We start from the raw sequence: 26726 nt of genomic DNA, 5'->3' as shown, positions 1-26726 counted from the left end.
GGGTCCTGGGGGCGGTCTCCCGGCCAGGAGACCGCCCCACCCGGGCGGCGCGTGCCGGTGGTGGTGCACGCTCAGCGACCGGTGAAGACCAGGTCGTGCCAGGACTTCTGCTGGTCGCCGGTGATGTCGGACATGACGTGCTTGACGTTGGTGTAGTCGTCGAACGAGTACGCCGACATGTCCTTGCCGAATCCGGAGGCCTTGTAGCCACCGTGCGGCATCTCGCTGATGATCGGGATGTGATCGTTGATCCACACGCAGCCCGCCTGGATGTCGCGGCCCGCGCGCTGGGAGCGGAAGACGTTGCCCGTCCAGGCTGAGGCGGCCAGCCCGTAGGGGGTGTCGTTGGCCAGCCGGATGGCGTCGTCGTCGGTGTCGTACGGCAGGCAGACCAGCACCGGGCCGAAGATCTCCTGCTGGACGATCTCCGAGTCCTGCGCGGCGTCGGTGATCAGCGTCGGGGCGTAGTAGGCGCCCTCGGCCGGCGTGCCCTCGGGGTTGTAGCCGCCGCAGACGATGGTGGCACCGTCCTGCCGGGCCCGGTCGACCATGCCGGCGACCCGGTCGCGCTGCCGGCGGGAGATCAGCGAGCCCATGTCGGTGGCCGGGTCGTCGACCGGCCCGAGCCGCACGCCTTCCATGAGTTCCCGGACCCGGTCGACGAATGCCTCGTAGCGCGGTCGCTGCACGTAGGCGCGGGTGGCCGCGGTGCAGTCCTGGCCGCTGTTGATGAGCGCCCCGGCCACGGCACCGCGCGCCGCCGCCTCCAGGTCGGCGTCGTCGAAGACGACGAACGGTGCCTTGCCGCCGAGTTCGAGGTGCACGCGTTTGACCTGACCGGCGGCCGTTGCGGCTACCTGGCGGCCCACCGCGGTGGAACCGGTGAAGGACACCATGGCGACGTCCGGGTGCCCGACGAGCGCACTGCCCGCGGTGCTTCCGGTACCGGTGACGATGTTGATGACGCCGTCGGGGATGCCCGCCTCCGTGGCTGCCTCGGCGAACATCACCGAGGTCAGCGGAGTCAGCTCCGAAGGCTTGAGCACCACGGTGTTTCCGGCGGCGACGGCCGGGAGCACCTTCCACGCCGCCATCTGCAGCGGGTAGTTCCAGGGCGCGATCGACCCCACCACTCCCAGCGGTTCGCGCCGGATTGTGGAGGTGTGCTCCGGCGAGTACTCACCGGCGGACTTGCCTTCCAGATTGCGCGCTGCTCCGGCGAAGAAGCGGACGTTGTCGATCACGCCGGGAATGTCGAAGCCCCGGGCGAGCTTGATCGGCTTGCCGCCGTTGCTGCTTTCCACCGCAGCGAGTTCCTCCGCACGCTGCTGGAGATTGTCCGCCCAGCGCAGCATCGCTTCGGAGCGCTCGGCGGGGGAGGTGCGCGACCAGCCGGTGAACGCGTCACGGGCGGCGGCCACCGCCTCGTCGACGTCGTCGGCCGATGCCAGGGTGTCGGTGGCGAGGACGTCTCCGTTCGACGGGTTGATGACCGAAACCTGTTCCCGGGAGGTTCCGCTGCGGCGTTTGCCGCCGATGTACTGCTGTCCGGTGCCATCCGTCGATGTTTCAGTCATCAGCCCTCCAGCTCGATGAGGTCGGCGGCTGCGGTCCGGGCCTGTCCCCACAGGTCCCCGAGCACGTAGCCCTGCGGGAAGGGGTCGCTGTCGTCCAGGACGAACTGCGAGAACCCGGTGATCCAGCCACGGCCGCTGATCGACGGCAGCACCGCCTGGTAGCCGCCGATCTGCGTGGTGCCGCGCAGCGTGCCGGTGAAGGTCGTGCCGAGGATGCCTTCGTGGACGAACGGGACGTTCACGCCCAGCTCGCCGCGAGCGTGCAGGGCGGCCATCCGGCCGCTGGTCCCGGTCCCGCACGGGGAGCGGTCCAGCGATCCCGTCCAGGTGGCGGGGTCGGCGAGGTCGACCTCCCCGTTGGGCAGCACGACCGCGTTGCGTCCCGACACGCCGGGTGTCGCCGAAGGACCGTGGATCATGGTCAGCGAAACCTGGTCGATGTCGGGGTTGTTCGGGTGGACGACCGGGAACTGCTGCTGCGCGGCGGCGCGGAGCACCGCGCCTGCGCGGGTGATCTGCTTGGCGGCCGGGGCGTCCAGCTCGATTCCCAGGTCTGCCGCCCGTGCCTGCACGAAGAACTGGCCGCCGAAGACGATGTCGACCGGCACCCGGCCGTACTCGGGCAGCTCCAGCACGTGATCGAGGGCCACGGCGAAGGAGGCCACGTTGTCGAAGGTGACGCGGGTGACCTTGCCGTCCGCCACCTCGGCGCGCACCGAGACCAGGCCGACGGCGGTGTCCACCACGAGCTCGGTGACGGGTTCGCTCACCGGCAGCGCCTGGGTCTCCACCAGCGCGGTCACAGCGCAGATGAGGTTGCTGCCCGACATCGGTTTGAAGCCGCCCTGTTCGAGCACCACCAGACCGAAATCGGCGACCGGATCGGCAGGCGGCAGGATGAGCACGCCGCACAGCCCGGGATAGCCGCGTGGTTCCCGCAACAGCAGGCGGCGCAGCGGGTCGAGCGTTTCGCGGCAGTGGCGCAGCCGCTCGGCCATGGTGGCGCCCTTGACGTGCAGGTGGCTGCCGATGAGCACCCGCCCGGGTTCCCCTTCGGCGTGCACGTCGATGGCGTGGATTCGGCTGGTCATGCTGCCACGTCGTCCTCGACCACGGAGACGCCCGCCGCGATGAGCAGCCGGCGGAACTCCTCGCGGTGCTCATCGGCCAGCGGGAGGACCGGGCGCCTGGTCGGTCCCGCGCTCTGCCCGACCAGGTCGAGCCCGGTCTTGATGGCGCTGGAGTAGTTGTGCGATTCCAGGAACTGGCAGATCGGGAAGATCCTGCTCCACAGCTCCTGCCCGGCGGTCAGGTCGCCACGAACGACGACCGCGTCGTACAAGTCGGTGCACAGCTGCGGGATCACGCTGGCGGTGCCCCAGACCCCGGCCTGCGCACCGCCGGCGAACGCGGCGAAGGTCAGGGTGTCCCAGCCGTTCATCGCCATGATGTCCGCGGCGTGCTCCTGCTGGACCGCGGTGAAGCGGGGGAAGTCCCCGCCGGTGTCCTTATAGGACGAGATCCCGGTTTCCTGCGCGAGCCGGGCGAGTTGCTCCGCGCTGAGGTCGACACCGGTGGCCGACGGGATGTTGTAGTACATCACCGGGATGTTGATCGCCTCGGACACCGCTCGGTAGTGCGCCACCAGTTCGGCCCAGTTGGGGGCGTCGTAGAACGGCGGCACCACCATGACTGCCGCGGCGCCGGCCTGTTCGGCGTGCACGCTCAACTCCACGGTCTCGGCCGTGCTCAAAGCCCCCGTACCGGCGACGACCGGGACGCGCCCGGCCGCGGCTTCGACGTAGAGCTCGGTGACCCGCTTGCGCTCCGCGGTGGTCAACGTCGTGAACTCACCGGTGCTGCCGCCGGGGACCAGGCCGTGGACACCACCGGAGATGAGGTGTTCGGTCTGCCGCCTGACACCGTCGGCGTCCACTTCGGACCCGTCGGCGGTCAGCGGCGTGACGACCGCCGCGAGGATGCCGGTGAAACCGGTGTTGCTCATCGGTTCTCTCCCTTGTTCTCAATTTCCTGCGTGATTCGGATGAGTTCTTCGGCGTTGGACCGGATGTGCGGGAAGTGTCAACGCGTGAAGCGGCGGGGACTCACGTCCTCGGCAATGGCGGGGAAGCGCTGCCGGGTGATCGCGTCGGTGACCAGCTCGGCGGTGGCGGGGGCGAGGGTGAGTCCCAACATCCCGTGGCCCGAGGCGACGAACACGTTGGACAGGGGGTGCAGGCGGCCGATGATGGGCAGCCCGTCCGGGGTCATGGGCCGCAGCCCGGCCCAGGGGCTGGCTTCCCCGGTGGGTTCGCCCCACTCCGGGAAGGCAGCGGCGGCAGCCTGCTTGATCGCCGCGACCCTGCGCGGGCTGATCTTGTCGTCCAGACCGCCGAACTCCATGGTTCCGGCCAGCCGCAGCATCCCGTCGAGCGGGGTCACGGCGACTCGTGCGTCTTCCAGCGTCAGCGATGTGCGCAGCGAGATCGGGGCGGGGGAGTAGTCGACGCTGTAGCCCTTTCCCGGCCGGATGGGCAACGGCACGCCCAGCTGCCGGGAGAGACCTCCGCTCCACACCCCGGCAGCCAGCAGCAACGCGTCGCCGTTGAGCTCACCTCGGTTGGTGACGACACCGGTGACCGCGTCGCCGTGCCGGACGAAGCCGCTGACCGGGGTGTGCTCGTGGATCCGCACGCCCAGTTCCTGGCAGCGCTTGACCAGACCGCGGGTGAGCGAGTCGGGCTCCACCTGCCGGTCGTCGGCGAAGAACAGCCCGTGGCGGATCCGCTCGGACAGCGCGGGTTCGAACGCTTGCACCGCCTCCCCGTGCAGCCGCTGCGGCACCATGCCGAAGCGCTCGAAGATGTCGAGCGAGCCCAGTTGCTCCTCGTAGCGCTCCCGCGTCTCGAAGGCCAGGAGCACGCCCGCCTTGTGCGCTTCGAAGGTGATGCCGTCGGCGGCCCACTCGTCGAGGAGGTCCATCGTGCCCTCGGCCAGTCGCAGGTGGGTTCGCAGGCCGCGCCGGAAGTCGCGGGTGGTGCAGTGCCGGGCCATGCCGAGCATGAACCTGACGAAGCCCGGGCTGAGCGAGGGTTTCACGTACAGCGGGCTGTCCGGCTTCAACATCCACCGCAGTGACCGCAGGATGACTCCGGGCGCGGGAACCGGGCCGCTTTCGGCGAGCGCGATCTTGGCGGCGTTGCCGTGGGAGGCCGCCGCCCCGGCACCGCGCGCGTCCACGAGGTCCACCTCGCAGCCGCTCTTGGCCAGCCGGTACGCGCTGGCCAGGCCCACAACACCGGCGCCGGCAACGATGATCCGCATGGCAGCGGTGAACCTCCAGACGGCGCGGCGGTGCGCCAGTGATCAGGGATCTTGAATGCAGATTGTCTTACAATCTGCATGTGTGTTGGAACACTAAGGCCGGGCGCGTGAAGCCGTCAAGAAGCCGCTGTGAACTCGCCGGAACCAGGTCGTGAACGCGCCAGGGGCCCGCCGCGCGGTGCGACGGGCCCCTGGGTGCGAGAGCACTAGCCGAGCGAGTAGATCCGGCCTGTCTGGCCGCCCTCGATCGAACGGACGTAGGCCTGTGCGACCTGGGCGACGTCCACCGGCTGGATGCCGGGGAAGAAATCCCCGTACTTCGCGAGACTTTCGGTGAAAACCGTCGGGCTCACCGCGTTGATGCGCTGCGGCGCGATCTCGATCGCCGCGGCGCGCACGAACGCCTCGACCGCCCCGTTGGCCATCGAGGCCGCGCTGCTGGTCGGGATCGGATCGCGACCCAGTACCCCGGTGATCACGGTGAACGAACCGCGCTCGGCGATGCGCGAGACGCCCTGGCGCACCAGTTCGATCTGGCTGAGCACCTTTCCGCGGAACGCGGACTCGTAGTTTTCCGGCGCCATGTCGACGACGGGCTTGTAGGGCACGTCGCCCGCGGCGCTGGCCACCGCGTCGACGTCCCCGGCCGCGTCGTAGAGCGCGGTGACCTGTGCGGGATCGGCGATGTCGTACCGCAGTTCGCCGCTGGAGCGCGTGACTCCGAGGACCTGGTGTCCCCGGTCGGTCAGCGCCTTGCCGACCGCTGTGCCGAGCCTTCCGGCGGCACCGATCAAGAGAATCTTCATATCCATGACGCTATGGCGGCGCTCGGCGCGACAGAAATGCTTGTCGCGTCGCATCTATGATCGGCGGTTATGAATGTGGAGCTGCGGCACCTGCGTGCCCTGGCCGCGATCGGGCGCGAGGGCACCATCACCGGCGCGGCGGCGGTTTTGCACGTCACCCAGCCGGCGTTGTCGCGCACCCTCGACCAGCTGGAGGGCAGGCTCGGCACGCGTCTCGTCGAGCGCACCACCCGGCGTCTCGAACTCACGGAGGCGGGGCGACGCCTGTGGGAGCACGCCTGCCGCCTGCTCAACCAGCTGGACGACGCGCTCGTGGAAGTCAGGTCCGGGACTCGGCCGCTGCGGGTCGGTTTCGCGTGGGCAGCGGTCGGTGCCTTCACGGTCCCGCTGCTTCAGCAGTGGCGCGATGAGCACCCCGACTCTCCCGCGCGAATCTTCCGCCGCGACGACCCCGAAGCCGCGTTGCGCCGGGCCGAGGTCGATGTCGCGTTCCTGCGCACGCAGTCCCCGCAGGAGAGCGATTTCCGCGCGGTCGTGCTCTTTGAAGAGCGCCGCATGGCAGCTGTGGCCGACACCGATCCGCTGGCGGACGCGGACTCCGTGCGTCTGGACTCCCTGGCCGACCGGCCGGTGGCCCTGTGCGCCACCGCCGCCACCACGACGGCGTCCCTGTGGCCGCCGGAACGGCGACCTTGCACCGTCGAGGTCGCCAACGTCGACGAGTGGCTCGCCCTGATCGCCACCGGTGACGCCGTCGGCGTCACCGCGGAAGGTACTCAGCACAGCCACCCCTACCCGGGGATCCGGTACGTGCCGGTGCTCGACGCGGACCCCGTGACCGTCCATCTGGTCTGGCCGCGTGTCCCCACGCACCCTGAGACCGAGTCCTTCCGCGAGCACGTGCGGAGCGTGGTCGGTGCCGTTCGTCCGGTGGGGAGAGGCAGCGCGTGACCATCGCGCGGGCGCTGATGATGGTGTCGCGGGCCGCCTGCCGTTTTGTCTGGCAATCTGACACGCTGCAGTACTGGGTGCGACAATGTGCAAGGGCCGAGTGCGCTGCGCCTGGGCTGGGGCAGGGGAGGTTCGGATGAGCGTTGACGACGCCGCGGTGACCATCAGCGGAGGCGCGGTGACGCTGAGCACCCGTCGGGAGGAGGTCGTCAAGCGGATCCGGCACGCCCTGCTGGCAGGCGAGCTCAAAGCCGGTCAGCGGATCAAGGAAGCTCGGCTGGCGGAGTCGCTCGGCGTCAGCCGCCCGACGCTTCGCGAGTCGCTGCAGCAGTTGGTGCACGAGGGCGCGCTCGTGCAGATCCCGCACAAGGGCGTCCACGTGGCGGCGCCGACCCCCGAGGAACTGCTCGACGTCGCGGAAGTGCGCGTGTCGTTGGAGACGATGGCGGCTCTGCGGCTGGCCAAGGAGCCGCGGGGCGAGGCGATGGACGAGGTCCGCGCGGCCCTGGACCGGCACCTCGCGGCGATCGAATCGGGCGACGAGGTCCAAACCGATATCACGCACTTCGAACTGCACCGCACGATCTGGGAGATGTCGGGCAGTGCGACCCTGCGCAAGATCTGGCCGCTGGTGGGCGGCCAGGTGCAACGGGCGCTGAGCCTTGACCAGGCGACGATGCGCGACCCCGAACGGGATGCCGAACTGCACCGCAGGCTCATCCGGGTGATCGAGGAGGGCGACGAGGAAGCGATCGTCGCCGAGGTGCGGGCCCACATCCAGTTCAGCGTCGACGAGGTGGTCCGTCGGCTCGCCTAGCAACGGCCGGACTCCTCGGGCTCACCAAGGGAATCGCACGCGGGAACCGGCCCCACCGCAGGACGGGGGAGGGCGGCTGGCTTCACGTGCTGGGCGTCAGGTTGGCAGGTTCGCGCTGATGAGCTTGTCGAGTTGGGCGGCTACGCGGTCGAGCGGTTGGGTGCTGCGGTGCGCTCGGCACAGGACCACGGCGCCTTCGACCGCGGCGACGACGAGGGTGGCCAGTTGCTCGGCCGCGTCGGCGCCGTTCTGCCGCAGCGAGTCGGCGAGCCGGGACTGCCAGCCGTCGAACGCCTCGGCAGCCGCCGCGTGAACCGATGAGCTTTCCCCGCCTGCGGGTTGCTCGATGGCGACGGCAAGCACGGGGCATCCGGCTTGGAAATCAGTGTCGGTGAGGATCTCGCGCCACAGAGCGAGGAAGGCGCGCAGTCCGTCGAGCGGTCCGTCCCGCAGTTTCTCGTCGAGTGTCCTGGCAACGGTGTCCCCGGCGAAGCGAACGGCTTCGGTGGCCAGCTGCTGCTTCCCGCCCGGGAAGTAGTGATACGTGGACCCCAAGGGCGCCTGGGCGTGCTTGGCGACCTCGCGGATGCTGGTGGCGCCGATCCCGCGGCGGCGGATCATGTCCGCGGCCCCGGCCACGAGCTGCCGACGCGACTCCGGCTCCGGCTTGACCATCGACGCTCCTCTGCTGGCTATAACGCTCGCCATAGAGTACCGTCCCCCGAGTTATAACGACTGTCATAACAAGGAGCGGTGCCATGCCGATGATCGAACTGACCGCGCCCACCGGAGCGCTGACGCCCGAGGGGCGCAGGACCGTCCAGCGCGAGCTGGCGTCGGTGCTGCTGCGCTGGGAGGGCGCGCCGGACACGGAGTTCTTCCGCGCGCAGGCGTGGAGCTATCTGCACGAACTGCCCGCGGGCGCGCAGGTCACGGCCGCGGACGACGCGCCGCGGTTCCGGGTCGACGTCACGGTGCCGCAGGGGGCGCTGTCGGAGCGCCGCAAGGCGGGCCTGGTCGGGGACGCGACCGCGGCCGTGCTGACCGCCGCCGGGCTGGCCGAGTCCGACGCGCTGCGGGTGTGGGTACTCGTCCACGAACAGGCCGAAGGCACGTGGGGTGCCGGCGGCAGCGTCATCCGCTACGCCGACCTGGTCGAGCTTGCCCAGGGACAGCAAGCCGAAGGGGCCGTGGCCGATGCGTGAACTGACCTATGTCGCCCGGCGCACCGTCGAGTGGCGGGAGGCGCCGGACCCGGTGCTCCAGTCGGACCGGGACGCGATCGTGGCCCCGGTGGCCGCGACGTCGTGCGACGTGGACTCGATGATCCTGGCCGGTCACGGTCCCATCGCGCCGCCCTACGCGATCGGGCACGAGTGCGTCGCCCGGGTCGTCGACGTCGGCGACGCGATCAGCCATGTCGTGCCCGGAGACTTGGTGGTGGTGCCGTGGGCTGTCTCGTGCGGGGACTGCGGGAGCTGCCGGTCCGGGCTTCAGGCGCATTGCACGTCGGTGCCGCACATGGCGATGTTCGGTGCTCCGCTCGGTGGCGACTGGGGTGGCCTGTTCTCCGACCTGGTCCGCGTCCCGTGGGCGGATGCGATGCTGGTCCCGCTGCCGCCGGGTCTTGATCCGGTGGCGATGGCCTCGGCCAGTGACAACTGGCCGCTGTCGTGGCGCATGGTCGCTCCGCATCTGCAAGCGCGTCCCGGTGCCCGGGTGCTGGTGATCGCCCGGGGCAGCATCGGCCTCTACGTCTGCGACATCGCCCGCGCGCTCGGCGCGAGCGACGTGCTCTACGTCGACCCCGACCCGGCCCACCGCGAGATCGCCGAGGGTTACGGTGCCCGCACCGCCGAGGCGATCGAGCCGATCCATCACGGCTTCGACCTCGCCGTGGAGTCCACCGGACGAGTCGACCAGCTCGCCGTCGCGCTGCGTTCCCTGGTGCCCGAGGGATTCTGCGAAAGCGCAGGCAACCACTTCCGGCCCGGTGAGCTGCCGCTGCTGGAGATGTACCTGACCGGGGTCACGATGCGCATCGCCCGCGACAACGTGCACGCGCACCTGCCCGACGCGCTGGACCTCGCCCGGTCCGGGCGCGTCGAGCCCGGCAGGGTCGTCTCGGATGTCATCGACTGGGAAGACCTGCCCGACGCGCTGCCGGAACGGCATCTCAAACCGGTCTTCGTCCGCGAGGTCCCAGATGCCGCGTGAACTCCAGTTCCACCGCAGCGGCCACCTGGCCTGGCGCGAGATCGGCAAGCCCGCGTTGGAGCAGCCCGGCGACGCGATCGTGCGGCCGTTTCTCGCCGGCCGCTGCGACGGTGACACCCTGCCCGTCCACCGGCCCGTCTCCCGTGCGCTGCAAGCGGGCATGGCGCTGCGCCTGGTCGACCCGATCGTCGGCCGCATCTGCGGGGAGGTTCCGTTCCGCGGGCCGTTCGCCATCGGCCACGAATGCGTTGCCGAGATCGTCGCCGTCGGGTCTCAGGTGAACCGGCTGGGCGTCGGGCAGCGGGTGATCGTGCCCTGGGCCGTCTCCTGCGGCACCTGCCCGGAGTGCCTGCGCGGCCTGACCTCCAAATGCGCCACCACCCGCCAGGGCAGGCCGCTGGCCGCGTACGGGTTCGGCCCGGCCAGCGGCCCCTGGGGCGGCATGATCGCCGACGAGTTCCGGGTTCCCTTCGCAGACCACATGCTCGTCCCCGTCCCCGCCGGTGTTCCCGCCGAACGGATCGCCGCCGCCAGCGACAACCTCGCCGACGCCTACCGCGCCGTCATTCCGCCGCTGACCACCCATGCCGGCGGCTCGGTGCTCGTCCTCGGAGGTGGCGCCAAGAGCATCGGACTCTACGCGGCCGGTCTCGCTGCCGCCCACGGATCGTCCATAGTGGACTACATCGATGACGACCCGGATCGCCGCGCGATCGCCGAATCACTCGGTGCCCGACCACGGGCACGACCGGGAAGGCAGACCTACGACGTCGTCGTCGAAGCGACCTCACGCGCGTCCGGCCTGCGGCGCGCCATCCGCGCCCTGGCCCCCGGGGGCGTCTGCACCGCCGTCGGCTACTACCTGTCAACCGGGACGCGGGTACCGCTGATGCACATGTACGCCACCGACGCCACCCTGCGCCTCGGCGTCTCCCACCCGCGCGCCACCCTGCCCGAGTTGCTGGATTTCCTGCAACGCACCGAATTCCCCGCCGAGCGGGTCACCACCCGCACCGCCGCCTGGGAAGAAGCACCGCACGCCTACACCGCCCGGACCACCAAACTCGTCCTCCGCCGCGACCCGCTCACTCTCGACACCGAGGCAACAACTGCCGGGTGATCTAAGGTGCCGCCATGGCGCCAATGCTCCGACCGCTCGCGCTTGATGACGTCACTGCCGTCCACAGCTGGGCCTGTTTGCCGGAATCGTGCCGCTATCAGGCGCGGGGACCCAACACTTTCGAGCAGACGCAGGAGTTTGTGCGGGCCGCGGTGGCGGCGCCTCCGGACCGGCTGGTGTTCGCGGTGGTCGTCGACGGCGACGTTGTGGGCACCGCCGCACTGAAGCTGCGCGGTTCGAGCACTGGCGAGATCGCGTACGCGGTGCATCCGCGGCTGTGGGGGCAAGGCATCGCCACGGCTGCGGCGCGGGAGCTGTTGCGTATGGGCTTCGCCGAGCACGGGCGACACCGCATATTCGCCACGTGCGACCCGCGCAACCTCGCGTCGGCGGCGGTGTTGCGCAAGATCGGCATGCGGTACGAGGGCAGGATGCGTGGAACCGCGTACATTCGCGATGGCTGGCGCGACTCGGACCTGTACGCCATCCTCGCCGACGACTGACCCCGCCTGACTGCCTCAGGTCCGCCGTAGAAGGAGAGCCAGGCATGATCCTTCCGAAGGTTCGCGATCCGCGCTTTGTGACGATCCGCCGTGGCGGGACGCTCACGGATTCCGATCACCATCTCCTCGCGCTGTGGGCGGCGTCTTGTGCGGAGCACGTTCTCGGGCTCTTCGAGTCGGTTCGGCCTGATGATCCTCGGCCGCGTGAGGCGATTGAGCACGCCCGCGCCTGGGTGCGCGGCGAGGTCAAGATGACCCAGGCTCGTGCGGCGGGCGGCCATGCGATGGGCGCGGCCCGAGACCTGCGTGGGGCAGCTCGGCATGCCGCATACGCCGCTGGGCAGGCCGGGGTCGTCGCTCATGTCGCTGCGCACGAGCTCGGTGCGGCGGCTTATGCGATCAAGGCGGCACGCGCTGCTGCACCCGAAGGCGAGGGCGAGGTCGCTGGGCGGCTTGAGTGTCAGTGGCAGCGTGATCAGCTCCCGGACGCCATTCGCGAGCTCGTGCTTGACGACCAGCGGTTGCGGAACGACATCTGCTGGTCGGTGTTCGACTGCTGAGCTGTATATATCGCTTAGTGATATATACTGCCGTCATGTCGAGACGCGCGATGTCCGAGCAGACCTTCCTGGTCCTGACGGTGCTTGCGGAGGGGGCGCTGCACGGGTACGGGATCGTGCAGGCCGTGAGCGCGCTGTCGGAGCAGCGGGTCGTGCTGCGGGTCGGGACCCTCTACGGCGTGCTCGATCGGCTCAGCGACGACGGACTGGTCGGGCTCGACCGGGAGGAAGTGCACAACGGCCGGTTGCGGCGCTACTACCGGCTCACCGAGGAGGGGCTGACCGCGTTGGCGCGGGAGACGTCCGCTCGCGCGGCTACCGCCCGGGTGGCCGCCGACCGGCTCCGCGCTCGCGGAATTCGCCTGGCACCTGAAGGGGGAGTGTGATGACGACCCGGCTGGAGGCTCGCTACCGGCTCCTGCTGCGGCTGTTGCCGCGCTGGTACCGCGCGGAGCGCGAGGAGGAGCTCGTCGAGGTGTTCATGGCCGCTGAGGCCGTCCGCGAAGAACCGGACGACGAGACCGGCCAGTTCCGGGGCGAGTACGGCTGGCCGGATCGCGCCGAGGTCGCCGCGATGGTGGCGCTTGCGGTGCGGACGCGTTTCGGAGGTGTCAACGCGCCGGCACCGGCTCGCCGGTGGGGCGACACGGTCCGGCTCGTCGCACTGCTGGGCTTGCTCGTCCAAGCCGCCTACTCGCTCATGTCAGTAGCATCCATCGCCGTGGCAGGTTGGGTGGGACCGCCGCAGATCGCCGACTACCTCGCCCGTGTCACAGCGCCGCTCACCTGGGGTGACTGGCGGGAGGCCGTGGGTCTGCTCCTGCAGCTTCTGTGGATTCCCGCCTACTTGCTGCTCGCGACCGGCCGTCGTCGCGCCGCTCGCCTTGTGACGGCCGTGGCCTTGCTGCCATCGGTGGTCGCCGTGCTCAGCGCGGTGTTGCAGGACGGGATGATGCTGCGCGCGGCCCTGGTGGGTGGATGCGTGGTGTGGTTTTCCGCTGCCTGCGTGTTCCTCGGGTTCCACGGCGACGCACCTCGTCCGGAGTCCCGGCCATGGCTGATCGCCCTGCCGGCCGCGGCTCTCGCCATCGGAGGCGTCGTAGTGGCGGCCATCCTGGCCGGACCAGCGGTCACCGCTGCGATGGGTCCGTGGGCGGACGGCTCGTGGGCCCTGGTCCTCGGCGGCGTGGGGCTTCTCGCGGCGCGGCTCTGCGCTCCCCGGAGCGTGCCCGGACCGTGGCTGGCCGCAGTCGCCCTGCTGTGCGTGCCGTTCGCTCTCATGCAGGTCGGCTATCTGGCCGTTTTCGGGCTGCCCAGCGGAATTCCCGTGGCCGCGGTGCTCGCGCCGCCGTCCGCGCTCGCGGTTGTCACCACCGTTCTTGCCGTGTCCGCCAGGCGCCGTCAGCCCGAATGGTCTTCCACCGGTCTCCCGTCCGCTGACCGGTTCTGATCCTCCGGCTGGGAACGGTTCCGGCTGTTGGGAGCGACGGCGGAGTTGAGGACGGCGGTGTTGGGTAACCGGATCGGGCCGTCGTCGCCTTCCACCGTCAGGTAGACCAGCCCCATCTCGGTCACCCGGCCCTCCAGCGGCCCGCCCAGCGTTCCGGAGTGGACGATCACGTGGTCTCCGATGGCGAACGGGCGGGCGATCACCAACATCAGGCCGGCGAAGACGTTGCCGAGCGACTGCTGGGCGGCGATGCCGAGGATGACACCGGTCACGGCCCCGCCCAGCAGCAGCTGGTCCATCCGGACGCCGAGCTCGCCCAGGGTCAGGACCGCGACGGTGATGTAGCCGACCAGGGAGATCAGCAGCCGGATCGCGCCTGCGTGGCTCGCGGTCAGCCGGAGCCGGGTGCGGCTGACCGCTTCCCTGGCGATGTTCTGCACCGCAACGATTCCCAGCGCCGCGAACACGATCGCGCCCCCGATGGCGGCGGCCTTCTGCAGGGGCTCGCCGTGGCGCAGCAGCGCGGCGGGATCGACCAGCGCCGCGGTCACCAGCATCGCCAGTGCCAGCGCGGAAGCCGCGATGGCGCGCTTGGCGTCGGGGGTGAGCCGGTGCTTGCGCATCGCCGACGTCACGGTCTGCCGCCAGTTCTTCCGGTCGCCGGTGTCGCCGCGCTGTGGCGTGAAACTGGACATGGTCAAATGCTGGGGCAAGTCTGATCAACGCACAATGCCCTGATCAACGCACCAGCCCTGTCCGGCTTCCGGATCAGCGGGTTCCCGGTTCGGGGCCGACGTAGCGCAGGATCCACATGCCCTGGTTCTTGTCGGTGATGTAGATGAATCCGCGCCTGTCGACCACGACGTCCTCGGTCTGCAGGACCAGGTCGTGCTCGGGCAGGTAGCCGTACCGCTTGCGGGGCTCGGGTGGGATGAAGTAGCCGATCTCCCTGGGAAGACGCCGGTTGGACACGTCGTAGATCCGCAGACCGGCGTTGAAGTGCGCGAGGTGGAACAGGTCGCCCTGGGGCTGGACGTCGGGGTGGTACTGGTGGTGGTTGAAGTTGTGCGGCCCGCACCAGCCGCCGCGGGTGGTGAAGTCGTCGTAGGGCGCCTCCCGGGGCGGAACCGGTTCGGGCAGCAGCGAAAGCAGGAACGGGTTCGCCGGGTCGCTGATGTCCACGATGGACGCGTGGTGGGCCGGGCCGGTGCCGTAGGAGATGTCCTCGGAGTTGGCGTACCCGATGCCCTGGTCGGGCAGTGGCAGGAATCCGTGCACGCCGAACTGCGAGTGGAACGGCGGGCTGAACGGCAGGTGGCCGATCTGCCGCGGTCGCGAGACGTCGGAGATGTCCAGCACGATCAGGCCCGCGCCGCCGTAGGGCAGGTAGACCAGGCCGTCCTCGGTCGGATAGGGCGGGCCGTGCAGGTGGACGTGCGCTCCTGCTCCGCAGCAGAACCCGTGGGTGTGCGCGGGCGGAGTCCGCGGTGCTCTGCCGCGTTCTTCCTGGCCCGGCACCCACCACCGTCCTGCTTCACGGGGCCGGGTGCGGTCGGAGATGTCCAGGATCACGTAGATGTTGCCCTGGAATCCCGGCATCGCGGCGGACAGGTGCGCGTAGCGTCCGCCGGTGTAGATGTTGCGATGGGTTCCGTTGCCGCCGGTCCTGAAGTGGCTCAGCAGCCGGGGATTCGCGGGTTCGGCGATGTCGTAGATGAGCACGCCCTCGTTGAACGGGGCGTTCGGGTCGGTTCCCGGCGCGCCTTCCGGGAAGACCTTCTCCATCGCGGTGATCAGGGTGTCACCGGCCAGCGTCGCCTGCATTCCCATGGTGTTGCCCTGCGGCCCAGGGGTCGGCCAGTAGCGCAGCACGGTGGCGCGTCGCGGGTCGGTCACGTCGACCACGCTCCAGCCCGGTGACCAGAAGTGGCCCATGTAGAGGTACCAGCGTCCGGCCTTCTCCCGGATCGCCATCTTGAACCCGGGCCGCTCCTCCAGGGCGCAGTAGCCGACCACTTCGACGTTGCGGGCGTAGGCGCCCGGAGGTGGGATGACCTCGACGTCTCTGCCGGCGTTCGCGGCGGTGCCGGGAACGCCCAGTGCGGTCGCGGCGGCCATGCTTGCGGTGGTCAGTGCGCGGCGGCGGGAAAAATGCTTCTGGGACAAGTCGCCTCCTCAGGCTCAACTCCTGTATTCGAGCCTTGACGAGGAAGAACTGTGCGTCCAATATATTTTTCTGGGATCACTAATAGTGGTTGGATATCAGTCTTCTTACCCGGCGGTGGAGGAACCGATGCGCAACACCGAACTCGAGAAGCTCGACGGACTTGTCGGCGCGTGGACAACGACGATGTCGGATGCCTGGTTCCTCGAACCGCCGGGCCTCGAAGTGCCAGGAACGACCACCATCGAGCGGCTCGGGGAGTCGTTCCTTCTCATGCGGTCGGAACTCGGCGAAAGCGCGCACCACTCTGCCATGAGCTTTGTCATCGGACGCAGCGATCCGAACGACGCCTACGTCGCGCTCTACCAGGACGACCGCGGCGTATGCCGCCAGTACGCCGTGACCTTCGACGGCGGGCGCTGGACCATGACCCGTGAGGACCCGGATCTCCACCAGCGCTTCATCGCCGACGTCGAGAAGGACCGGATCCTCGGCCGTTGGGAGGCCTCCGAGGACCAGGGCAGGACCTGGCGGAAGGACTTCGACCTCACCTTCGAGCGGGCCTGAGCCGGAAGGCGGCTGGCTCAGTCATGGCTGATCTGCGTCGTATGGAGTACTTCGTCGCGGTGGCGGAGGAGCTGCACTTCGGCCGAGCCGCCCGGCGGCTGCGGATTTCCCAGCCGCCGCTGAGCATGCAGATCCAGCGCCTCGAAGAGGAACTCGGCGTTCAGCTGCTGGAGCGCACCAAGCGCAGCGTCGCGCTCACGGCCGCCGGAGCGGTGTTCCTCGACGAGGCGCGGGAAACCTTGCGGCGCGTCACCCTGGCCACCGAGCGGACCCGGCGCGCGGCACGGGGTGATCTCGGCAGGATCGCCATCGGCGTGATCGAGTCCGCCCTGCACAGCGTCGTACCACCGGTCATCCGCCACTTCTGCACGCGCTTCCCCGAGGTCGAGATCAGCGTCACCGAGTCGCGGATCTCCACCCAGTTGCGCGATCTCGCCGCGGAGAAGCTGGACGTCGGATTCGTGCATCCGCCGGTGCAGCATCCCGAACTGGCCCAGGAAACCCTTTTCACCGAACCACTTCTGGCGGTCGTACCGGACAGCCATCCCTTGGCCGCGCAACGGCACGTGCGGCTGGCGGAGCTGTGCGCGCACCCGTTGATCATGGTTCCCCGGGAGATCAACCCACCCCTGCACGACCGGTTCATCGCGCGCTGCCACGAGCTCGCACTGGAACCGGTGATCTCCAGGGAGGCATGGCCCAAGCAGACCGTCGTGGCGCTGGTCGCGGCGGGTCTCGGGCTGTCGGTGCTGCCGGCCTGCATGGAACGGCTCGGGCACCCCGGAGTGGTGTACCGCCCCCTCGTCGACGGCGAGGTCGACGTGGCCACCTCGCTGGTGTGGCGGAAGGCGGGTTCCGCCCCGACAACCCTGGCGTTCCTCGACTCCGCCAGGGAGGTGTCGGGGCGCTGGAGCGATCAGGGGCCTTCGCACCATCCGTTGCAGGTGTAGACCCACCCGGTTCCGCATCCGTCCACCCTGCGGCAGTCGTCGCTGCCGACGCAGCCCATCCAGCAGTAGTCGCTCTTGGTGCTGCACTGGCAATCCGTCGCGGCGGGCGCGAGGTCTGGTGGACCGAGGGTTGCGATGAGGGCCTGGGTTTCCTCTCCGAAGGCGGCGTTCACCTCGGCCCGGAGATCCTCCAGCACCTGATCCCGTTCAGGCGGAGACGGCTGCGCGTACAGCGATTCGTTCCCGAGGACGTCCATGGCGTGCCGCAGGACGCGTTCCTGGTCGTCCGGCAGATCGGGGTGCGTCGCGCTGTACTGCTGGAGGTGCTCGACCCACAGGCGGCCCTTGGTGGCAGCTGACGACGCACTGAAGATTGCCTTGCGGTAGGCCATCGGACGCTCGACGACCTCGGCGTAGGACTGCGGGAGCCGGTCTTTGTTGGCTTCCACCCAGGAACTCGGATCGTCGCCGTTCCCGTCCCCGCCGGATGGGCGGATCTTGGTCAGGCTGGCCGCGACCGCAAGACCGGCGATCAGCGGCAGGGCGCCGAGACGCTTCCGCCGCGTGGTGCGGCGTGTCCGTCCCAGCGCGCCGAGCACTGCCAGCGTCGAACGGATGCCCAGCCGCCGAACCAGGTGGAATCCTAACGGGATTCCGACCCAGGCGCGGGCTTGGCCGGGTCGGACGTGGATCAGGGTGGGCGCCCACACCGGGTCCGCGCCGAGCGCCTGTTCGCGCCACTCCCGCACGTCCTGGTGCGCCAACGGGAGGACTTCGAGCTTGTCGCCGCAGGCATCGGCCACAGCGCGGGACATGTTCCGGCAGACCCGGCACGAGCCGTCAAAAGCCAGCACCCAACGGTCAAACGCATTCGTCATTGAATCCCCCAACGTTCTACCTGGCGAGCTTGCCTTCGCAACAGCACCATTCTTGGGTCTGACCGGTCAATAAGCGGTCAGGGTGATGGCTTCGCCGAGCACCGTCCGGGAACGTCCGCCTGCGGCGTGCTCGGCTCCGGTCCGGTCTGCCCGCGAGCGCCGCTGCGCTCGGCTCCGATACCGGCGGTGACGACGAACGCGATCCCGATGACGGCGCTCCAGCCCGGTATCTGGCGCAGCGCGACGAGTCCGACCACCAGTGCGATCGCCGGTTCGAGGGCCATGAGCGTGCCGAACGCCGCCGTGGTGAGCCTGCGCAGGGCCAGCATCTCCAGGCTGAAGGGGATCACCGGGAGCAGCACGGCGAGTCCGAGTCCGACGAGCAGCAGTTGCGGGTCGAGGGCGTTGAACACGGCCGGTGCGTCTGTCAGTGCGACGACCGCGGTGGCGGTGACGGCCGCGACCGGCATCGACACGGCGAGGCCCCGCAACCCTGTCACCTCGTCGCCGACTTTCTGCGTCAGCACGATGTATCCGGCCCAGCAGGCGGCTGCGGCCAGCGCGAATCCGATTCCCACGGGATCGGTCCCGTCGCCGCGCCATGGCTCGGTGAGCAGCAGTACGCCGGCGGCCGCGAGGAGCGCCCACAGGCGTGCCCGCCCGCGACCTCGCGCGACGGCGACGCCGAGCGGGCCGAGGAACTCCAGGGCGCTGGCGGTTCCGAGCGGGATCCGTGCGACGGCGGCCATGAACAGGAAGGTGACTCCGGCCGTCACCATCCCGAGGAGCGTGCAGGTCAGCAGGGCGCGGCGGGTGAGCCCGCGGAGCGGCGGTCGCACGAGGACCGCCAGCACGAGCCCGGCCCACGCCAGCCGCAGCCAGGCCGTGCCCTCGGTGCCGAGGCGATCGATCAGCCCGACGGAGACGGCGAGACCGAGCTGGACGCAGAGCATGGCGACGACGGCGAAGGCGGAGCCGAGACGGGGGGAGGTGTTCACGGCGACCAGTGAAGGACACGAGGACCGTTCGCGTCCACGTGACTTCACTGCACATATCGTTCATGATTCGTGAATGGAGACTCGCCGCCTGGAGCTGCTGGTCGCGCTGGCCCGGCTCGGCTCGATGCGCGAGGTGGCCGACGAGATGGGCGTCACCACGTCGACCGTCTCGCAGCAGATCGCCGCGCTGGCCCGGGAGACCGGCACCGAGCTGCTGGAGCCGGTGGGGCGCCGGGTCCGGCTCACGCCCGCCGGGCGGCGGCTGGCCGATCACGGCCTCACGATCCTGGCCGCGGTGGACGCGGCCCGAGCGGACCTGGACCCGGGCGCCGAGCCCGCGGGCACCGTGCGGGTCGCGGGCTTCGCGACGGCGATCCGCCGCTCGCTGCTCCCACTGCTGGGCTCGCTGGAAGACACGCAGGTCCGGATGCTGGTCGCCGAGCACGAGCCCATCGAGGCGCTCGACCTGCTCGCCGAGGACGCGATCGACCTCGCCCTCGTCTACGACTACGCGCTCGCCCCGCTGACCTTCGGGAACCGGTTCGAGGCCACCCCGCTGTGGACCGCGCGGTGGGGTCTCGGGGTGCCAGGGGAGTCTACTGTGGATGATCTGTCCACGGTGGACATCGTGGACCGCCATCGCGACCACGACTGGATCGTGAACTCCCGCAACGACGCGGACGAGCGCGTGGTAGCTGCCCTGGCCGCGCACGCCGGGTTCACGCCGCGGATCGTGCACCGCGCCGACAGTCTTGACCTGGTGCAGGACCTCGTCGCCGCCGGACTCGGGGTCGGGTTGCTGCCGGAGGGGATGCCGATGCGGTCGGGCGTGCGGCTGATTCCCTTGCGCGAGCCCGAGGTGCTGCTGCGGGCGTTCGCGGTCGTCGGGCGTGGCCGCGCCGCGTGGGCTCCGCTCGCTCTGATCGCCGACAGGCTCATGGGCTGAGCCGGACCGCTCGCCGCGCCACTGGGAGATGGCGCATTCGTAGCTGCCCAGCGCCTGAGATCTGGTCGACGCTCGCGATCGTCTTGGCCCTGCCCGGCCTTGGCGTTTCCCGCAAAGGCGTGCTGGAACATTCCAGCACGCTGGCGAAGCCGGACCGGCGGTTCAACAGTCCATTTGCGTGCGACTCTTCGGGCGCGCTGAAATACGTCCGATCGGCGGAGTGCGGTCTGATTTCGCGCTGCTAGCCTCGGCGGCGTCGGGGTCGCAGACCGATTACCGCGCCTGCAGGGGGATAACTGGTTGCGCGCCAAGGGGTCGGCGCGTTCGAGGAACCGGTCGTTCGCCGGGAACGCTCGGTAGTTGTCCGAACTGGAACTGATCCACGTGATCTTGCATTTTGGGTGGAGTCGGCCTGCGCGCGTTCGCGGTGCCGGACCTCTGGGGGGAGAACAACATGGCAAAACTCGACGGGCAGCGCATTCCGGCAGCGAATTCGTCGGCTCCGCCGACCGGTGCGCTCGCGACTTCCGAGCGGTCCGGAATTTCCAAGGGCTCGGACGAACCACCGGTGGTGCGTCCGGGCGATTCCCGGTACGAAGACCTGAACTCCGGGTTCAACCGGCGTTGGGTCGCGCGGCCGGACGAGATCTGGCTTCCGTCCACTGCGGACGAGGTGCTGGAGGCCGTGCAGACGGCCGTGGACAAGGGCAAGCGCGTCACGGTGTGCGGTGGCGGGCATTGCTTCGAGGACTTCGTGTTCAACCCGGACGTCGAGCTGGTCATCAACATGACCAGGATGGACCGGGTCTACTTCGACGCCGGGTACGGCGCGTTCGCGGTGGAAGCCGGCGGCACGTTGCTGAACGTCTACGAGGAGCTTTACCACGGTTGGGGCGTGACCATTCCGGCCGGCGCCTGCTACTCGGTCGGCATCGGCGGCCACATCTGCGGCGGCGGGTTCGGGTTGCTGTCCCGTAAGCACGGCCTGACCGTCGATCATCTCTACGGCGTGGACGTGGTCGTGGTCAACGCCGAGGGCAGGGCCGAGCGCGTGATCGCCACGCGGGAGGAGGACGACCCGAACCGGGAGCTGTACTGGGCGCACACTGGTGCCGGCGGCGGCAACTTCGGCGTGGTCCTGCGCTACCTGCTGCGCTCGCCGGGCGCCGACGGCACCGAACCCGCGCGGGCGCTGCCTGCTCCGCCCCGCGAGGTCTACGCGATCGAGCTTTCCTGGCCGTGGTCGGGAATCACCAGGGAGGGCTTCGGCGGCCTGGTCGACTTCTACGGGCGGTGGGTCGTGGAGCACAGCGACCCGGGCTCGGCGCACGCGAGCTTCTGCAGCTGGATGTCGCTCAACCACAAGTCCAACGGCAAAGTGACAATCCTGGCGCAGATGGACGCTACGGTGCCGGGCGCGGCGGACCTCGTGGCGGAATACGTCTCGGCGGCCAACCGTGCGATCGGGCTCGGCGGGGATGTGGTCGTCGATCCGAAGGCGAACGCGCCGATCGTGCACGAGCACTCCCGCATCCAGCGGCTGCCCTGGCTGCGGGCGACCCGCTACATCGGAACCGGCAGCAAGGATCAGACCGACCCCAACACCCGCGGCAAGCAGGCGTCGGCCTATCTGCGCAAGCCGTTCCCGCAGGAGCACATCGACACGATTTACGAGCACCTGACCGACGACTCCTACAGCAACACGCTCGCCGGGCTGGTGATCGCGTCGCTCGGAGCGAAGATCTCCACCGTCGATCCGGTGGCCACCGCGGTCGCGCATCGCGACTCGATCTTGAAGGTGTCGTACGAGACCTACTGGTACGACCCGGCCGAGGACGAGGACAACATCGCCTGGGTGCGCAACCTCTACGGCGCGGTCTACGCCGACACCGGCGGAGTTCCGGTGCCCAACGACGTGACGGACGGCTGCTACATCAACTATCCGAACGGCGACATCACCGATCCGCGGTTCAACCGTTCGTCCGTTCCGTGGTTCGAGCTGTACTACAAGTCGAACTACCCCCGATTGCAGCGGGTGAAAAGCCGCTGGGACCCGCGGAACGTCTTCCACCACCGTCAGTCCGTGCGACCTCCGCACTGAACGACCGAATCTCGTCGGAAGCCGCCGTGTGACCGGAAGTGCCACGAGATCCCGATCGTCCACGGCGGCGCGGGATTCCGGTTGCGCGAGCGCTTCGCCGACTGGTCCCGGCTCGTGGGCGGGTTTCCGGTCGACTCCGGCCGGGAACCCGCGTCTGCTCGCCGTGCGGAAGCTACATCGCGATCACGAGCGGACCTGGACACGGTGTGAATGGTGTCCGATATGGACGGGATCGGCACTAGATCTGACCTGACCAGCTACGTCGGCCGGACGCGGGAGACGGCCGAAGTGCGTCGGCTGCTCGGCTTGGGGCGGTTGGTGACGTTGAGCGGTCCGGGTGGCGCGTGATGTCGCCCGGGCCTACGACGGCGTGCTGCTGGCCGAGCTGGCCGAGCTGGTGCACGCGTTGCTTGCCGGGTGCTCGATGTGCCGTCGGCTGGAGGGAGTGCCGCTGGCCCTCGAACTCGCGGCGGCTCGGATCCGGACGCTGTCGGTCTGGCAGATCGCCGACCGGCTGACCGGACGGCTGGCGTTGTTGACCACGGCGCCGGTTCGTTCGACCTTCAGGCCGCAGAAGGGGTGTCGGGTGTGGACAGTGGTGCTGTGCTCGGCCCGGTCGACGGCTTGGTGGACAAGTCCGTGCTCCTGCATGAGGAGGACGGCGACGCCTGGAGGCCGTGCTGAACCACGGCGCCCGCTCCGCTGATCCGGACGGTCCGTGGTCCCCGCTCTCCAGGTGCACGGCGACCTCCGGCGCGAGTTGCGGGCGTTGTTCCTGCACGGCTTCCTCACCGCCCACGCCGACCTGGACGCCGGGTGAGAGGCCGTGCGCGGGGGGCATCGCGCGCACCCAGTACTGCGATGACACCTACGGCCGGGACATAGCGTTGTTCGGCCTCGCTCATGTCGAGGTGCTGTTCGGCGACGTGGACGCGGCCGCCGAGGCCGCGCGCACCGCCCTCGCCTCGACAGCTCGGATCGCGGCTCGCCCTCATCTCGCGCACTTCGAGAGTACGAAGCAGGCACTCGGTGAGAAGCGCTTCACCACAACCTTCGACGCCGTTCGATATTTGTCCAAAGAGGACGCACGACGCTACGCCCTTGGCGGGAAAATGCCTGTGGTCGTGAACGAAATCCCCCTCACGGCAAGGGAAACCGACGTCGCAGAACTGGTCGCGGAAGGGCGTCGAACCGGGACATCGCGCATCGGCTGTTCATCGCCGCGCACCGCCGATACGCACGTCCAGCGCATCCTCACCAAGCTCAACTTCACCGGCCGGGCCCAGGTCGCCGCGTGGATCACCGCCGAACGCACTGGTTGACAGGAAGACCGGCGTGCTGCCAATCTCCCTAACACTTGTTAGGGAGGTTGCATCGATGCTTCTTCGCCGTCTTGTCCCGGCTGCTGCGCTCCTGGCCTGCGCGGCGCTGGTCACGCCGACCGCGCACGCCGCCGGGCCCGCGCACTCGTCGATCGGAAGTCAGTGGGCCGATCCAGGACCGTTCGAGGTCATCAAGGAGTCCACGAGCGCTCACACCCTCTACCGCCCCGCCGTCCTCGGGGACGGCGGTCACCGGCACGCGGTGATCATCTGGGGCAACGGAACAGGGGCCACCCCAGAGGCGTACGACGACCTGCTGCGGCACTGGGCCTCGCACGGGTTCATCGTCGCCGCCGCCAACACGAAGAACGCCAACAGCGGGCAGGAAATGCTGGACGGCGCCCGCTTTCTCCTGCAGGAGAACGACCGTCCCGGAAGTCCCTACCACCAGAAGGTCGACGCCGACAGGATCGGTTCGGTCGGCCACTCGCAGGGCGGTGCCGGTGCGATCAACGCCGGAGCCGACCCGATCGTCGACACCACGATCCCGCTCGAACCGGGCCCGCTCGCGGAACCGGAACAGCTGCACGGACCGGCCCTGTTCCTCGCCGGGCAGAACGACGGCATCGTCGACCCGCAGCGGATCGTGCTGCCGCTGTACGAGCGTGCGGCGCACGTTCCCGCCTTCTACGCCGAGCTCGCCGGCGCCGACCACTTCGAGCCGGTGGCCGACGGCGGGGGATTCCGCGGCGTCATGACGGCCTGGTTCCGGTACCAGCTGGCCGGGGACGAACAGGCCGCGGCCGAGTTCACCGGCCCCTCGTGCGGCCTGTGCACTGACCCCGCCTGGAGCGACGTGCGCAGCAATGGTACGAACGACGGCGGTACGCGCTGACCGGAAGGCCACGATCCTGAGCGACAACGCCCGCGACTTCACCGCACTGACCAGAGTCCGTGCGGTGGAGCCGCGTTTGCCCCCCGGCAACGCGGAAGGCACCGAGCTGCACATCCTGCTGGAGTCGATGCGCCTGTTCGCCCACCACGGCTACTCGGCCACGAGCGTGCGGCACATCGCCACCGCAGTGGGGATCAAGGCGCCCAGTCTCTACGAGTACTTTCCCTCCAAGGAACACATCCTCGCGAGGATCGTCCTCATAGGACACCGGGATCTGCTTGCGGCGATGGAGAACGCGCTGGCCGATTGCGGGCCGGATCCGGTCAGCCAGGTGCGGGCGCTGGTGCGCACGCATGTGCTCAGCCACGTCACGTATCCGTTGCTGGCCATCGTCACCAACGACGAGTTGCATCACCTCTCCCCGGACCGTGCTGCGGAAGCGCTCGCCCTGCGCGAGCGCACCGAGCTGATCGCCATCGAGGTCGGCCGCCGTGGGGTGGAGCAGGGCGTCTTCGAGGGATCCGAACTCGCTGTCACCACAGCAGCGATCGCCAGCATGGGTGTGCGGGCGCCGTACTGGTTCGTGCCCACACCCGACTACGGAACCACCGATCTGGCCGACTCCTTCGCGGAACTGGCCATCCGGATGCTCAAACCGTCCTGACCGGATGGTCGTCAGTGCGGGTGGTGGACCTCCTGGAGGTTGTAGACCGGTGTGGGAATCCGCTCGTAGCGCGCCTTGAGCTGAAGCGCCAGGTACAGCGAATAGTGGCGTGACTGGTGCAGGTTGCCGCCGTGGAACCACAGCCCCTCCTGCTGGGTGGGCTTCCACATGTTGCGCTGTTCGCCCTCCCACGGGCCGGGGTCCTTGGTGGTGTCCGAGCCCAGGCCCCAGACCTTTCCGACGGTGTCGGCGACCTCCTGGCTGATCAGCTCCGCGGCCCACCCGTTCATGGACCCGTAGCCGGTGGCGTAGACGACGAGGTCGGCGGGCAGTTCGGTGCCGTCGGCGAGGACCACGGCGTCCTCGGTCAGGTGGTCGACCTGGCCCCGCGCGAGCTTGACCCGGCCGTCGGTGATCAGGTCGGCCGCGCCGACGTCGATGTAGTACCCCGAGCCGCGGCGCAGGTACTTCATGAACAGGCCCGAGCCGTCGTCGCCCCAGTCGTGCAGGAAACCGGCCCGCTCCAGCCGGTCGTAGAACTCGGCGTCCCGCTCCCGCATCTGCTCGTAAAGCGGGATCTGGAACTCGTGCATGATCCGGTACGGCAACGAGGCGAAGATCAGGTCCGCCTTCTCGGTGGTCACACCGGCGGCGATCGCGCGTTCCGAGTAGAGGTCGCCGAGACCGATGTCCATCAGGGTGTCGCTTTTGACGATGTGCGTCGAAGAGCGTTGCACCATGGTCACGTCCGCGTCGTGTTCGTAGAGCGCGCCGCAGATGTCGAAGGCGCTGTTGTTCGAGCCGATCACCACGCATCGCTTGCCGGCGTAGGCGTCCGGTCCTGGGTGTGCGCTGGAGTGGTGCTGTTCCCCTTGGAACAAGTCCTGCCCGGGCAGCACGGGCACGTTCGGCTTGCCGGACATTCCGGTGGCCAGGACCAGCTCCCGCGGCCGCAGCGTGATCGTCTCGCCGTCGCGGTCGACCTCGACGGTCCATTCGCCTTCGTCCGCGTCGTAGGAGGCGGCCTTCGCGGTGGTCGACGACCAGTACGGAACCTCCATCACCTTGACGTAGGACTCCAGCCAGTCGGCGATCTTGTCCTTGGGGGCGAACACCGGCCAGTTCTCCGGGAACTTCAGGTACGGCAGGTGGTCGTACCAGACGGGGTCGTGCAGGCAGAGCGACTTGTAGCGGTTGCGCCACTGGTCGCCGGGGCGCGGATGCTTGTCGATCACCAGGCTGGGCACGCCGAGCTGGCGCAGCCGGGCGCCGAGCGCGATGCCGCCTTGGCCGCCGCCGATGACCAGCACGTGCGGCTGGGTGCTGGTGCCGAGCGAGTCCGCTTCCTGCCGCCGTTGCTCAAGCCAGGTCTGGCGCTGCTTGTCGACGCCGTGCTGGGCGCCCATTGGACGTCGCTCGTGCCGGGGTTCCTCGTGGCCCTTGAGTTCGTACAACGTCGTGAGGAGCGTCCAAGCCCTGAGCTCGCCGTCCTCGTCGCGCAGCCGGACCAGCCCCCGGCCGCGGCCGACTCCGGTCTCGAACGTGAACCACGCGGTGAGCACGGCGTCGGCCTCCTCGGCGGGCTCGCTCAGCTCGAAGCCGCTCGGGGCCGTCCGGTCCAGGGTCGCGGTGAGCAGATCGGTGACGCCGTCCGGGTTCTCCACCGTGGTGATGTTCCAGGAGAAGGCGATCAGGTCGCGCCAGAAGCTGGTCGCGGCGAAGTGCGCGGTGGCGCGGTCGACGTCCCGAGCGCGCAGTGCGTCCTCGAACGACGTGAACCAGGCCCGCGCCCGCTCGTCCGCGCTGAGGGTTTCGGTCTCGGCGCCTGCGGTGTTCAATGTTTCCGTCATGTGGCCCAGGGCACACTGCCCGGGCGTGCCCGGGCAAGCATTGCAACAGGTTGCATCCCGACATGG

The 26726-nt window shown here is 69.3% G+C and carries 28 protein-coding genes; 17 read left to right on the top strand and 11 right to left on the bottom strand.

Annotated features, from left to right (window positions below; all coding sequences use genetic code 11):
* Window positions 1–71: 71 nt before the first annotated feature.
* The 5 genes from ABD691_RS22695 to ABD691_RS22675 form a co-directional block, all read right to left on the bottom strand.
* Window positions 72–1577, bottom strand: coding sequence for a gamma-aminobutyraldehyde dehydrogenase (locus ABD691_RS22695; RefSeq protein WP_344682872.1), 1506 nt, complete (start codon window positions 1575–1577; stop codon window positions 72–74).
* Window positions 1577–2668, bottom strand: coding sequence for a proline racemase family protein (locus ABD691_RS22690; protein ID WP_344682870.1), 1092 nt, complete (start codon window positions 2666–2668; stop codon window positions 1577–1579). Before ABD691_RS22690 ends, ABD691_RS22695 begins: the two co-directional genes overlap by 1 nt.
* Window positions 2665–3582 (bottom strand): dihydrodipicolinate synthase family protein, encoded by a 918-nt coding sequence (locus ABD691_RS22685; protein WP_344682868.1) that lies wholly within the window; start codon window positions 3580–3582, stop codon window positions 2665–2667. Before ABD691_RS22685 ends, ABD691_RS22690 begins: the two co-directional genes overlap by 4 nt.
* Before the next feature lie 77 nt (window positions 3583–3659).
* Window positions 3660–4901 (bottom strand): FAD-dependent oxidoreductase, encoded by a 1242-nt coding sequence (locus tag ABD691_RS22680; RefSeq protein WP_344682866.1) that lies wholly within the window; start codon window positions 4899–4901, stop codon window positions 3660–3662.
* Between the two features lie 206 nt (window positions 4902–5107).
* Window positions 5108–5761: a short chain dehydrogenase gene (locus ABD691_RS22675; RefSeq protein WP_344682865.1), complete on the bottom strand. Its 654-nt coding sequence runs from the start codon at window positions 5759–5761 to the stop codon at window positions 5108–5110.
* A 15-nt stretch (window positions 5762–5776) separates the two neighbouring features.
* Between ABD691_RS22675 and ABD691_RS22670 the strand changes: the two genes are divergently transcribed.
* Window positions 5777–6658, top strand: coding sequence for a LysR family transcriptional regulator (locus tag ABD691_RS22670; RefSeq protein ID WP_344682863.1), 882 nt, complete (start codon window positions 5777–5779; stop codon window positions 6656–6658).
* 136 nt (window positions 6659–6794) lie between these two features.
* The gene (locus ABD691_RS22665; RefSeq protein ID WP_344682862.1) at window positions 6795–7475 is read left to right on the top strand and encodes a GntR family transcriptional regulator; all 681 of its coding nucleotides are present in this window, start codon (window positions 6795–6797) and stop codon (window positions 7473–7475) included.
* Between the two features lie 96 nt (window positions 7476–7571).
* Here ABD691_RS22665 and ABD691_RS22660 read toward each other — a convergent pair whose 3' ends face one another.
* Window positions 7572–8150, bottom strand: a complete 579-nt coding sequence (locus tag ABD691_RS22660; protein WP_344682860.1) for a TetR/AcrR family transcriptional regulator — start codon at window positions 8148–8150, stop codon at window positions 7572–7574.
* An 83-nt stretch (window positions 8151–8233) separates the two neighbouring features.
* Here ABD691_RS22660 and ABD691_RS22655 point away from each other — a divergent pair, with 83 nt between their 5' ends.
* Genes ABD691_RS22655 through ABD691_RS22625 form a run of 7 tightly spaced genes read left to right on the top strand, consistent with a single transcriptional unit; the run spans window position 8234 to window position 13325 of the window.
* Window positions 8234–8680, top strand: coding sequence for a tautomerase family protein (locus ABD691_RS22655; RefSeq protein ID WP_344682858.1), 447 nt, complete (start codon window positions 8234–8236; stop codon window positions 8678–8680).
* Window positions 8673–9692, top strand: a complete 1020-nt coding sequence (locus ABD691_RS22650; protein WP_344682856.1) for a zinc-dependent alcohol dehydrogenase — start codon at window positions 8673–8675, stop codon at window positions 9690–9692. Before ABD691_RS22655 ends, ABD691_RS22650 begins: the two co-directional genes overlap by 8 nt.
* Window positions 9682–10812, top strand: coding sequence for a zinc-dependent alcohol dehydrogenase (locus ABD691_RS22645; protein WP_344682855.1), 1131 nt, complete (start codon window positions 9682–9684; stop codon window positions 10810–10812). Before ABD691_RS22650 ends, ABD691_RS22645 begins: the two co-directional genes overlap by 11 nt.
* A gap of 14 nt (window positions 10813–10826) precedes the next feature.
* The gene (locus ABD691_RS22640) at window positions 10827–11315 is read left to right on the top strand and encodes a GNAT family N-acetyltransferase (RefSeq protein ID WP_344682854.1); all 489 of its coding nucleotides are present in this window, start codon (window positions 10827–10829) and stop codon (window positions 11313–11315) included.
* 44 nt (window positions 11316–11359) lie between these two features.
* Entirely contained in the window at window positions 11360–11875 is a 516-nt protein-coding gene (locus tag ABD691_RS22635) for a putative immunity protein (protein WP_344682852.1), read from the top strand.
* Window positions 11876–11910: 35 nt separating this feature from the next.
* Complete coding sequence (locus tag ABD691_RS22630; RefSeq protein ID WP_344682850.1) at window positions 11911–12261, top strand: PadR family transcriptional regulator; 351 nt, start codon at window positions 11911–11913, stop codon at window positions 12259–12261.
* Window positions 12261–13325: a hypothetical protein gene (locus tag ABD691_RS22625; protein ID WP_344682848.1), complete on the top strand. Its 1065-nt coding sequence runs from the start codon at window positions 12261–12263 to the stop codon at window positions 13323–13325. Before ABD691_RS22630 ends, ABD691_RS22625 begins: the two co-directional genes overlap by 1 nt.
* On the opposite strand, the gene ABD691_RS22620 is transcribed toward ABD691_RS22625, so the two are convergent.
* Window positions 13277–14020 carry a mechanosensitive ion channel family protein gene (locus ABD691_RS22620; protein ID WP_344682847.1) on the bottom strand — a complete coding sequence of 248 codons (744 nt, stop codon included), beginning with the start codon at window positions 14018–14020 and terminating at the stop codon, window positions 13277–13279. The genes ABD691_RS22625 and ABD691_RS22620 overlap by 49 nt on opposite strands.
* Window positions 14021–14093: 73 nt before the next feature.
* Window positions 14094–15491, bottom strand: a complete 1398-nt coding sequence (locus ABD691_RS22615) for an LVIVD repeat-containing protein (protein ID WP_344682846.1) — start codon at window positions 15489–15491, stop codon at window positions 14094–14096.
* 127 nt (window positions 15492–15618) lie between these two features.
* Between ABD691_RS22615 and ABD691_RS22610 the strand changes: the two genes are divergently transcribed.
* A complete protein-coding gene (locus ABD691_RS22610) occupies window positions 15619–16056 on the top strand; it encodes a hypothetical protein (protein ID WP_344682844.1) in 438 nt (145 codons plus the stop codon).
* Window positions 16057–16079: 23 nt separating this feature from the next.
* The gene (locus ABD691_RS22605) at window positions 16080–17006 is read left to right on the top strand and encodes a LysR substrate-binding domain-containing protein (RefSeq protein ID WP_344682842.1); all 927 of its coding nucleotides are present in this window, start codon (window positions 16080–16082) and stop codon (window positions 17004–17006) included.
* Here the strand turns inward: ABD691_RS22605 and ABD691_RS22600 are convergent.
* Together ABD691_RS22600 and ABD691_RS22595 are read right to left on the bottom strand one after the other, a co-directional pair.
* Window positions 16973–17884 carry a bacteriocin fulvocin C-related protein gene (locus ABD691_RS22600; protein ID WP_344682840.1) on the bottom strand — a complete coding sequence of 304 codons (912 nt, stop codon included), beginning with the start codon at window positions 17882–17884 and terminating at the stop codon, window positions 16973–16975. The two genes, ABD691_RS22605 and ABD691_RS22600, sit on opposite strands and share 34 nt — an antisense overlap.
* A gap of 77 nt (window positions 17885–17961) precedes the next feature.
* Window positions 17962–18882: an EamA family transporter gene (locus ABD691_RS22595; protein ID WP_344682838.1), complete on the bottom strand. Its 921-nt coding sequence runs from the start codon at window positions 18880–18882 to the stop codon at window positions 17962–17964.
* Window positions 18883–18955: 73 nt separating this feature from the next.
* On the opposite strand from ABD691_RS22595, the gene ABD691_RS22590 reads away from it, so the two are divergent.
* The 6 genes from ABD691_RS22590 (at window position 18956) to ABD691_RS22565 (ending at window position 24810) form a co-directional block, all read left to right on the top strand.
* Window positions 18956–19828: a LysR family transcriptional regulator gene (locus ABD691_RS22590; protein WP_344682836.1), complete on the top strand. Its 873-nt coding sequence runs from the start codon at window positions 18956–18958 to the stop codon at window positions 19826–19828.
* Window positions 19829–20282: 454 nt separating this feature from the next.
* Window positions 20283–21929 carry an FAD-binding oxidoreductase gene (locus ABD691_RS22585; RefSeq protein ID WP_344682835.1) on the top strand — a complete coding sequence of 549 codons (1647 nt, stop codon included), beginning with the start codon at window positions 20283–20285 and terminating at the stop codon, window positions 21927–21929.
* Window positions 21930–22266: 337 nt separating this feature from the next.
* A complete protein-coding gene (locus tag ABD691_RS33775; protein ID WP_425565140.1) occupies window positions 22267–22635 on the top strand; it encodes a hypothetical protein in 369 nt (122 codons plus the stop codon).
* Between the two features lie 181 nt (window positions 22636–22816).
* Window positions 22817–23251, top strand: a complete 435-nt coding sequence (locus ABD691_RS22575) for a response regulator transcription factor (RefSeq protein ID WP_344682833.1) — start codon at window positions 22817–22819, stop codon at window positions 23249–23251.
* 55 nt (window positions 23252–23306) lie between these two features.
* A complete protein-coding gene (locus ABD691_RS22570; RefSeq protein WP_344682831.1) occupies window positions 23307–24146 on the top strand; it encodes a poly(ethylene terephthalate) hydrolase family protein in 840 nt (279 codons plus the stop codon).
* Window positions 24118–24810 (top strand): TetR/AcrR family transcriptional regulator, encoded by a 693-nt coding sequence (locus ABD691_RS22565; protein WP_344682829.1) that lies wholly within the window; start codon window positions 24118–24120, stop codon window positions 24808–24810. The genes ABD691_RS22570 and ABD691_RS22565 overlap by 29 nt, the downstream gene beginning before the upstream one ends.
* A gap of 11 nt (window positions 24811–24821) precedes the next feature.
* Here the strand turns inward: ABD691_RS22565 and ABD691_RS22560 are convergent, their stop codons facing one another.
* The gene (locus ABD691_RS22560; RefSeq protein WP_344682828.1) at window positions 24822–26660 is read right to left on the bottom strand and encodes a flavin-containing monooxygenase; all 1839 of its coding nucleotides are present in this window, start codon (window positions 26658–26660) and stop codon (window positions 24822–24824) included.
* Window positions 26661–26726: the final 66 nt, after the last annotated feature.

The organism is Saccharopolyspora taberi (genome assembly GCF_039534165.1).
Taxonomy (GTDB): domain Bacteria; phylum Actinomycetota; class Actinomycetes; order Mycobacteriales; family Pseudonocardiaceae; genus Saccharopolyspora_D; species Saccharopolyspora_D taberi.
The sequence above is the reverse complement of the archived record's forward strand: the minus strand, read 5'-3'. Positions and strand labels throughout refer to the sequence as shown.

Excerpts from the sequence above, each read along its gene's own strand:
- ABD691_RS22610 (WP_344682844.1), top strand. The coding sequence starts at position 15,619 with ATGCGCAACACCGAACTCGAGAAGCTCGACGGACTTGTCGGCGCGTGG.
- ABD691_RS22640 (WP_344682854.1), top strand. The coding sequence starts at position 10,827 with ATGGCGCCAATGCTCCGACCGCTCGCGCTTGATGACGTCACTGCCGTC.
- ABD691_RS22625 (WP_344682848.1), top strand. The coding sequence starts at position 12,261 with ATGACGACCCGGCTGGAGGCTCGCTACCGGCTCCTGCTGCGGCTGTTG.
- ABD691_RS22680 (WP_344682866.1), bottom strand. The coding sequence starts at position 4,901 with ATGCGGATCATCGTTGCCGGCGCCGGTGTTGTGGGCCTGGCCAGCGCG.
- ABD691_RS22590 (WP_344682836.1), top strand. The coding sequence starts at position 18,956 with ATGGAGACTCGCCGCCTGGAGCTGCTGGTCGCGCTGGCCCGGCTCGGC.
- ABD691_RS22585 (WP_344682835.1), top strand. The coding sequence starts at position 20,283 with ATGGCAAAACTCGACGGGCAGCGCATTCCGGCAGCGAATTCGTCGGCT.
- ABD691_RS22660 (WP_344682860.1), bottom strand. The coding sequence starts at position 8,150 with ATGGTCAAGCCGGAGCCGGAGTCGCGTCGGCAGCTCGTGGCCGGGGCC.
- ABD691_RS22570 (WP_344682831.1), top strand. The coding sequence starts at position 23,307 with ATGCTTCTTCGCCGTCTTGTCCCGGCTGCTGCGCTCCTGGCCTGCGCG.
- ABD691_RS22695 (WP_344682872.1), bottom strand. The coding sequence starts at position 1,577 with ATGACTGAAACATCGACGGATGGCACCGGACAGCAGTACATCGGCGGC.
- ABD691_RS22665 (WP_344682862.1), top strand. The coding sequence starts at position 6,795 with ATGAGCGTTGACGACGCCGCGGTGACCATCAGCGGAGGCGCGGTGACG.
- ABD691_RS22655 (WP_344682858.1), top strand. The coding sequence starts at position 8,234 with ATGCCGATGATCGAACTGACCGCGCCCACCGGAGCGCTGACGCCCGAG.
- ABD691_RS22620 (WP_344682847.1), bottom strand. The coding sequence starts at position 14,020 with ATGTCCAGTTTCACGCCACAGCGCGGCGACACCGGCGACCGGAAGAAC.
- ABD691_RS22675 (WP_344682865.1), bottom strand. The coding sequence starts at position 5,761 with ATGCGACGCGACAAGCATTTCTGTCGCGCCGAGCGCCGCCATAGCGTC.
- ABD691_RS22560 (WP_344682828.1), bottom strand. The coding sequence starts at position 26,660 with ATGACGGAAACATTGAACACCGCAGGCGCCGAGACCGAAACCCTCAGC.
- ABD691_RS22600 (WP_344682840.1), bottom strand. The coding sequence starts at position 17,884 with ATGACGAATGCGTTTGACCGTTGGGTGCTGGCTTTTGACGGCTCGTGC.
- ABD691_RS22670 (WP_344682863.1), top strand. The coding sequence starts at position 5,777 with ATGAATGTGGAGCTGCGGCACCTGCGTGCCCTGGCCGCGATCGGGCGC.
- ABD691_RS22690 (WP_344682870.1), bottom strand. The coding sequence starts at position 2,668 with ATGACCAGCCGAATCCACGCCATCGACGTGCACGCCGAAGGGGAACCC.
- ABD691_RS22685 (WP_344682868.1), bottom strand. The coding sequence starts at position 3,582 with ATGAGCAACACCGGTTTCACCGGCATCCTCGCGGCGGTCGTCACGCCG.
- ABD691_RS22565 (WP_344682829.1), top strand. The coding sequence starts at position 24,118 with ATGGTACGAACGACGGCGGTACGCGCTGACCGGAAGGCCACGATCCTG.
- ABD691_RS22645 (WP_344682855.1), top strand. The coding sequence starts at position 9,682 with ATGCCGCGTGAACTCCAGTTCCACCGCAGCGGCCACCTGGCCTGGCGC.
- ABD691_RS22605 (WP_344682842.1), top strand. The coding sequence starts at position 16,080 with ATGGCTGATCTGCGTCGTATGGAGTACTTCGTCGCGGTGGCGGAGGAG.
- ABD691_RS22650 (WP_344682856.1), top strand. The coding sequence starts at position 8,673 with ATGCGTGAACTGACCTATGTCGCCCGGCGCACCGTCGAGTGGCGGGAG.
- ABD691_RS22635 (WP_344682852.1), top strand. The coding sequence starts at position 11,360 with ATGATCCTTCCGAAGGTTCGCGATCCGCGCTTTGTGACGATCCGCCGT.
- ABD691_RS22630 (WP_344682850.1), top strand. The coding sequence starts at position 11,911 with ATGTCGAGACGCGCGATGTCCGAGCAGACCTTCCTGGTCCTGACGGTG.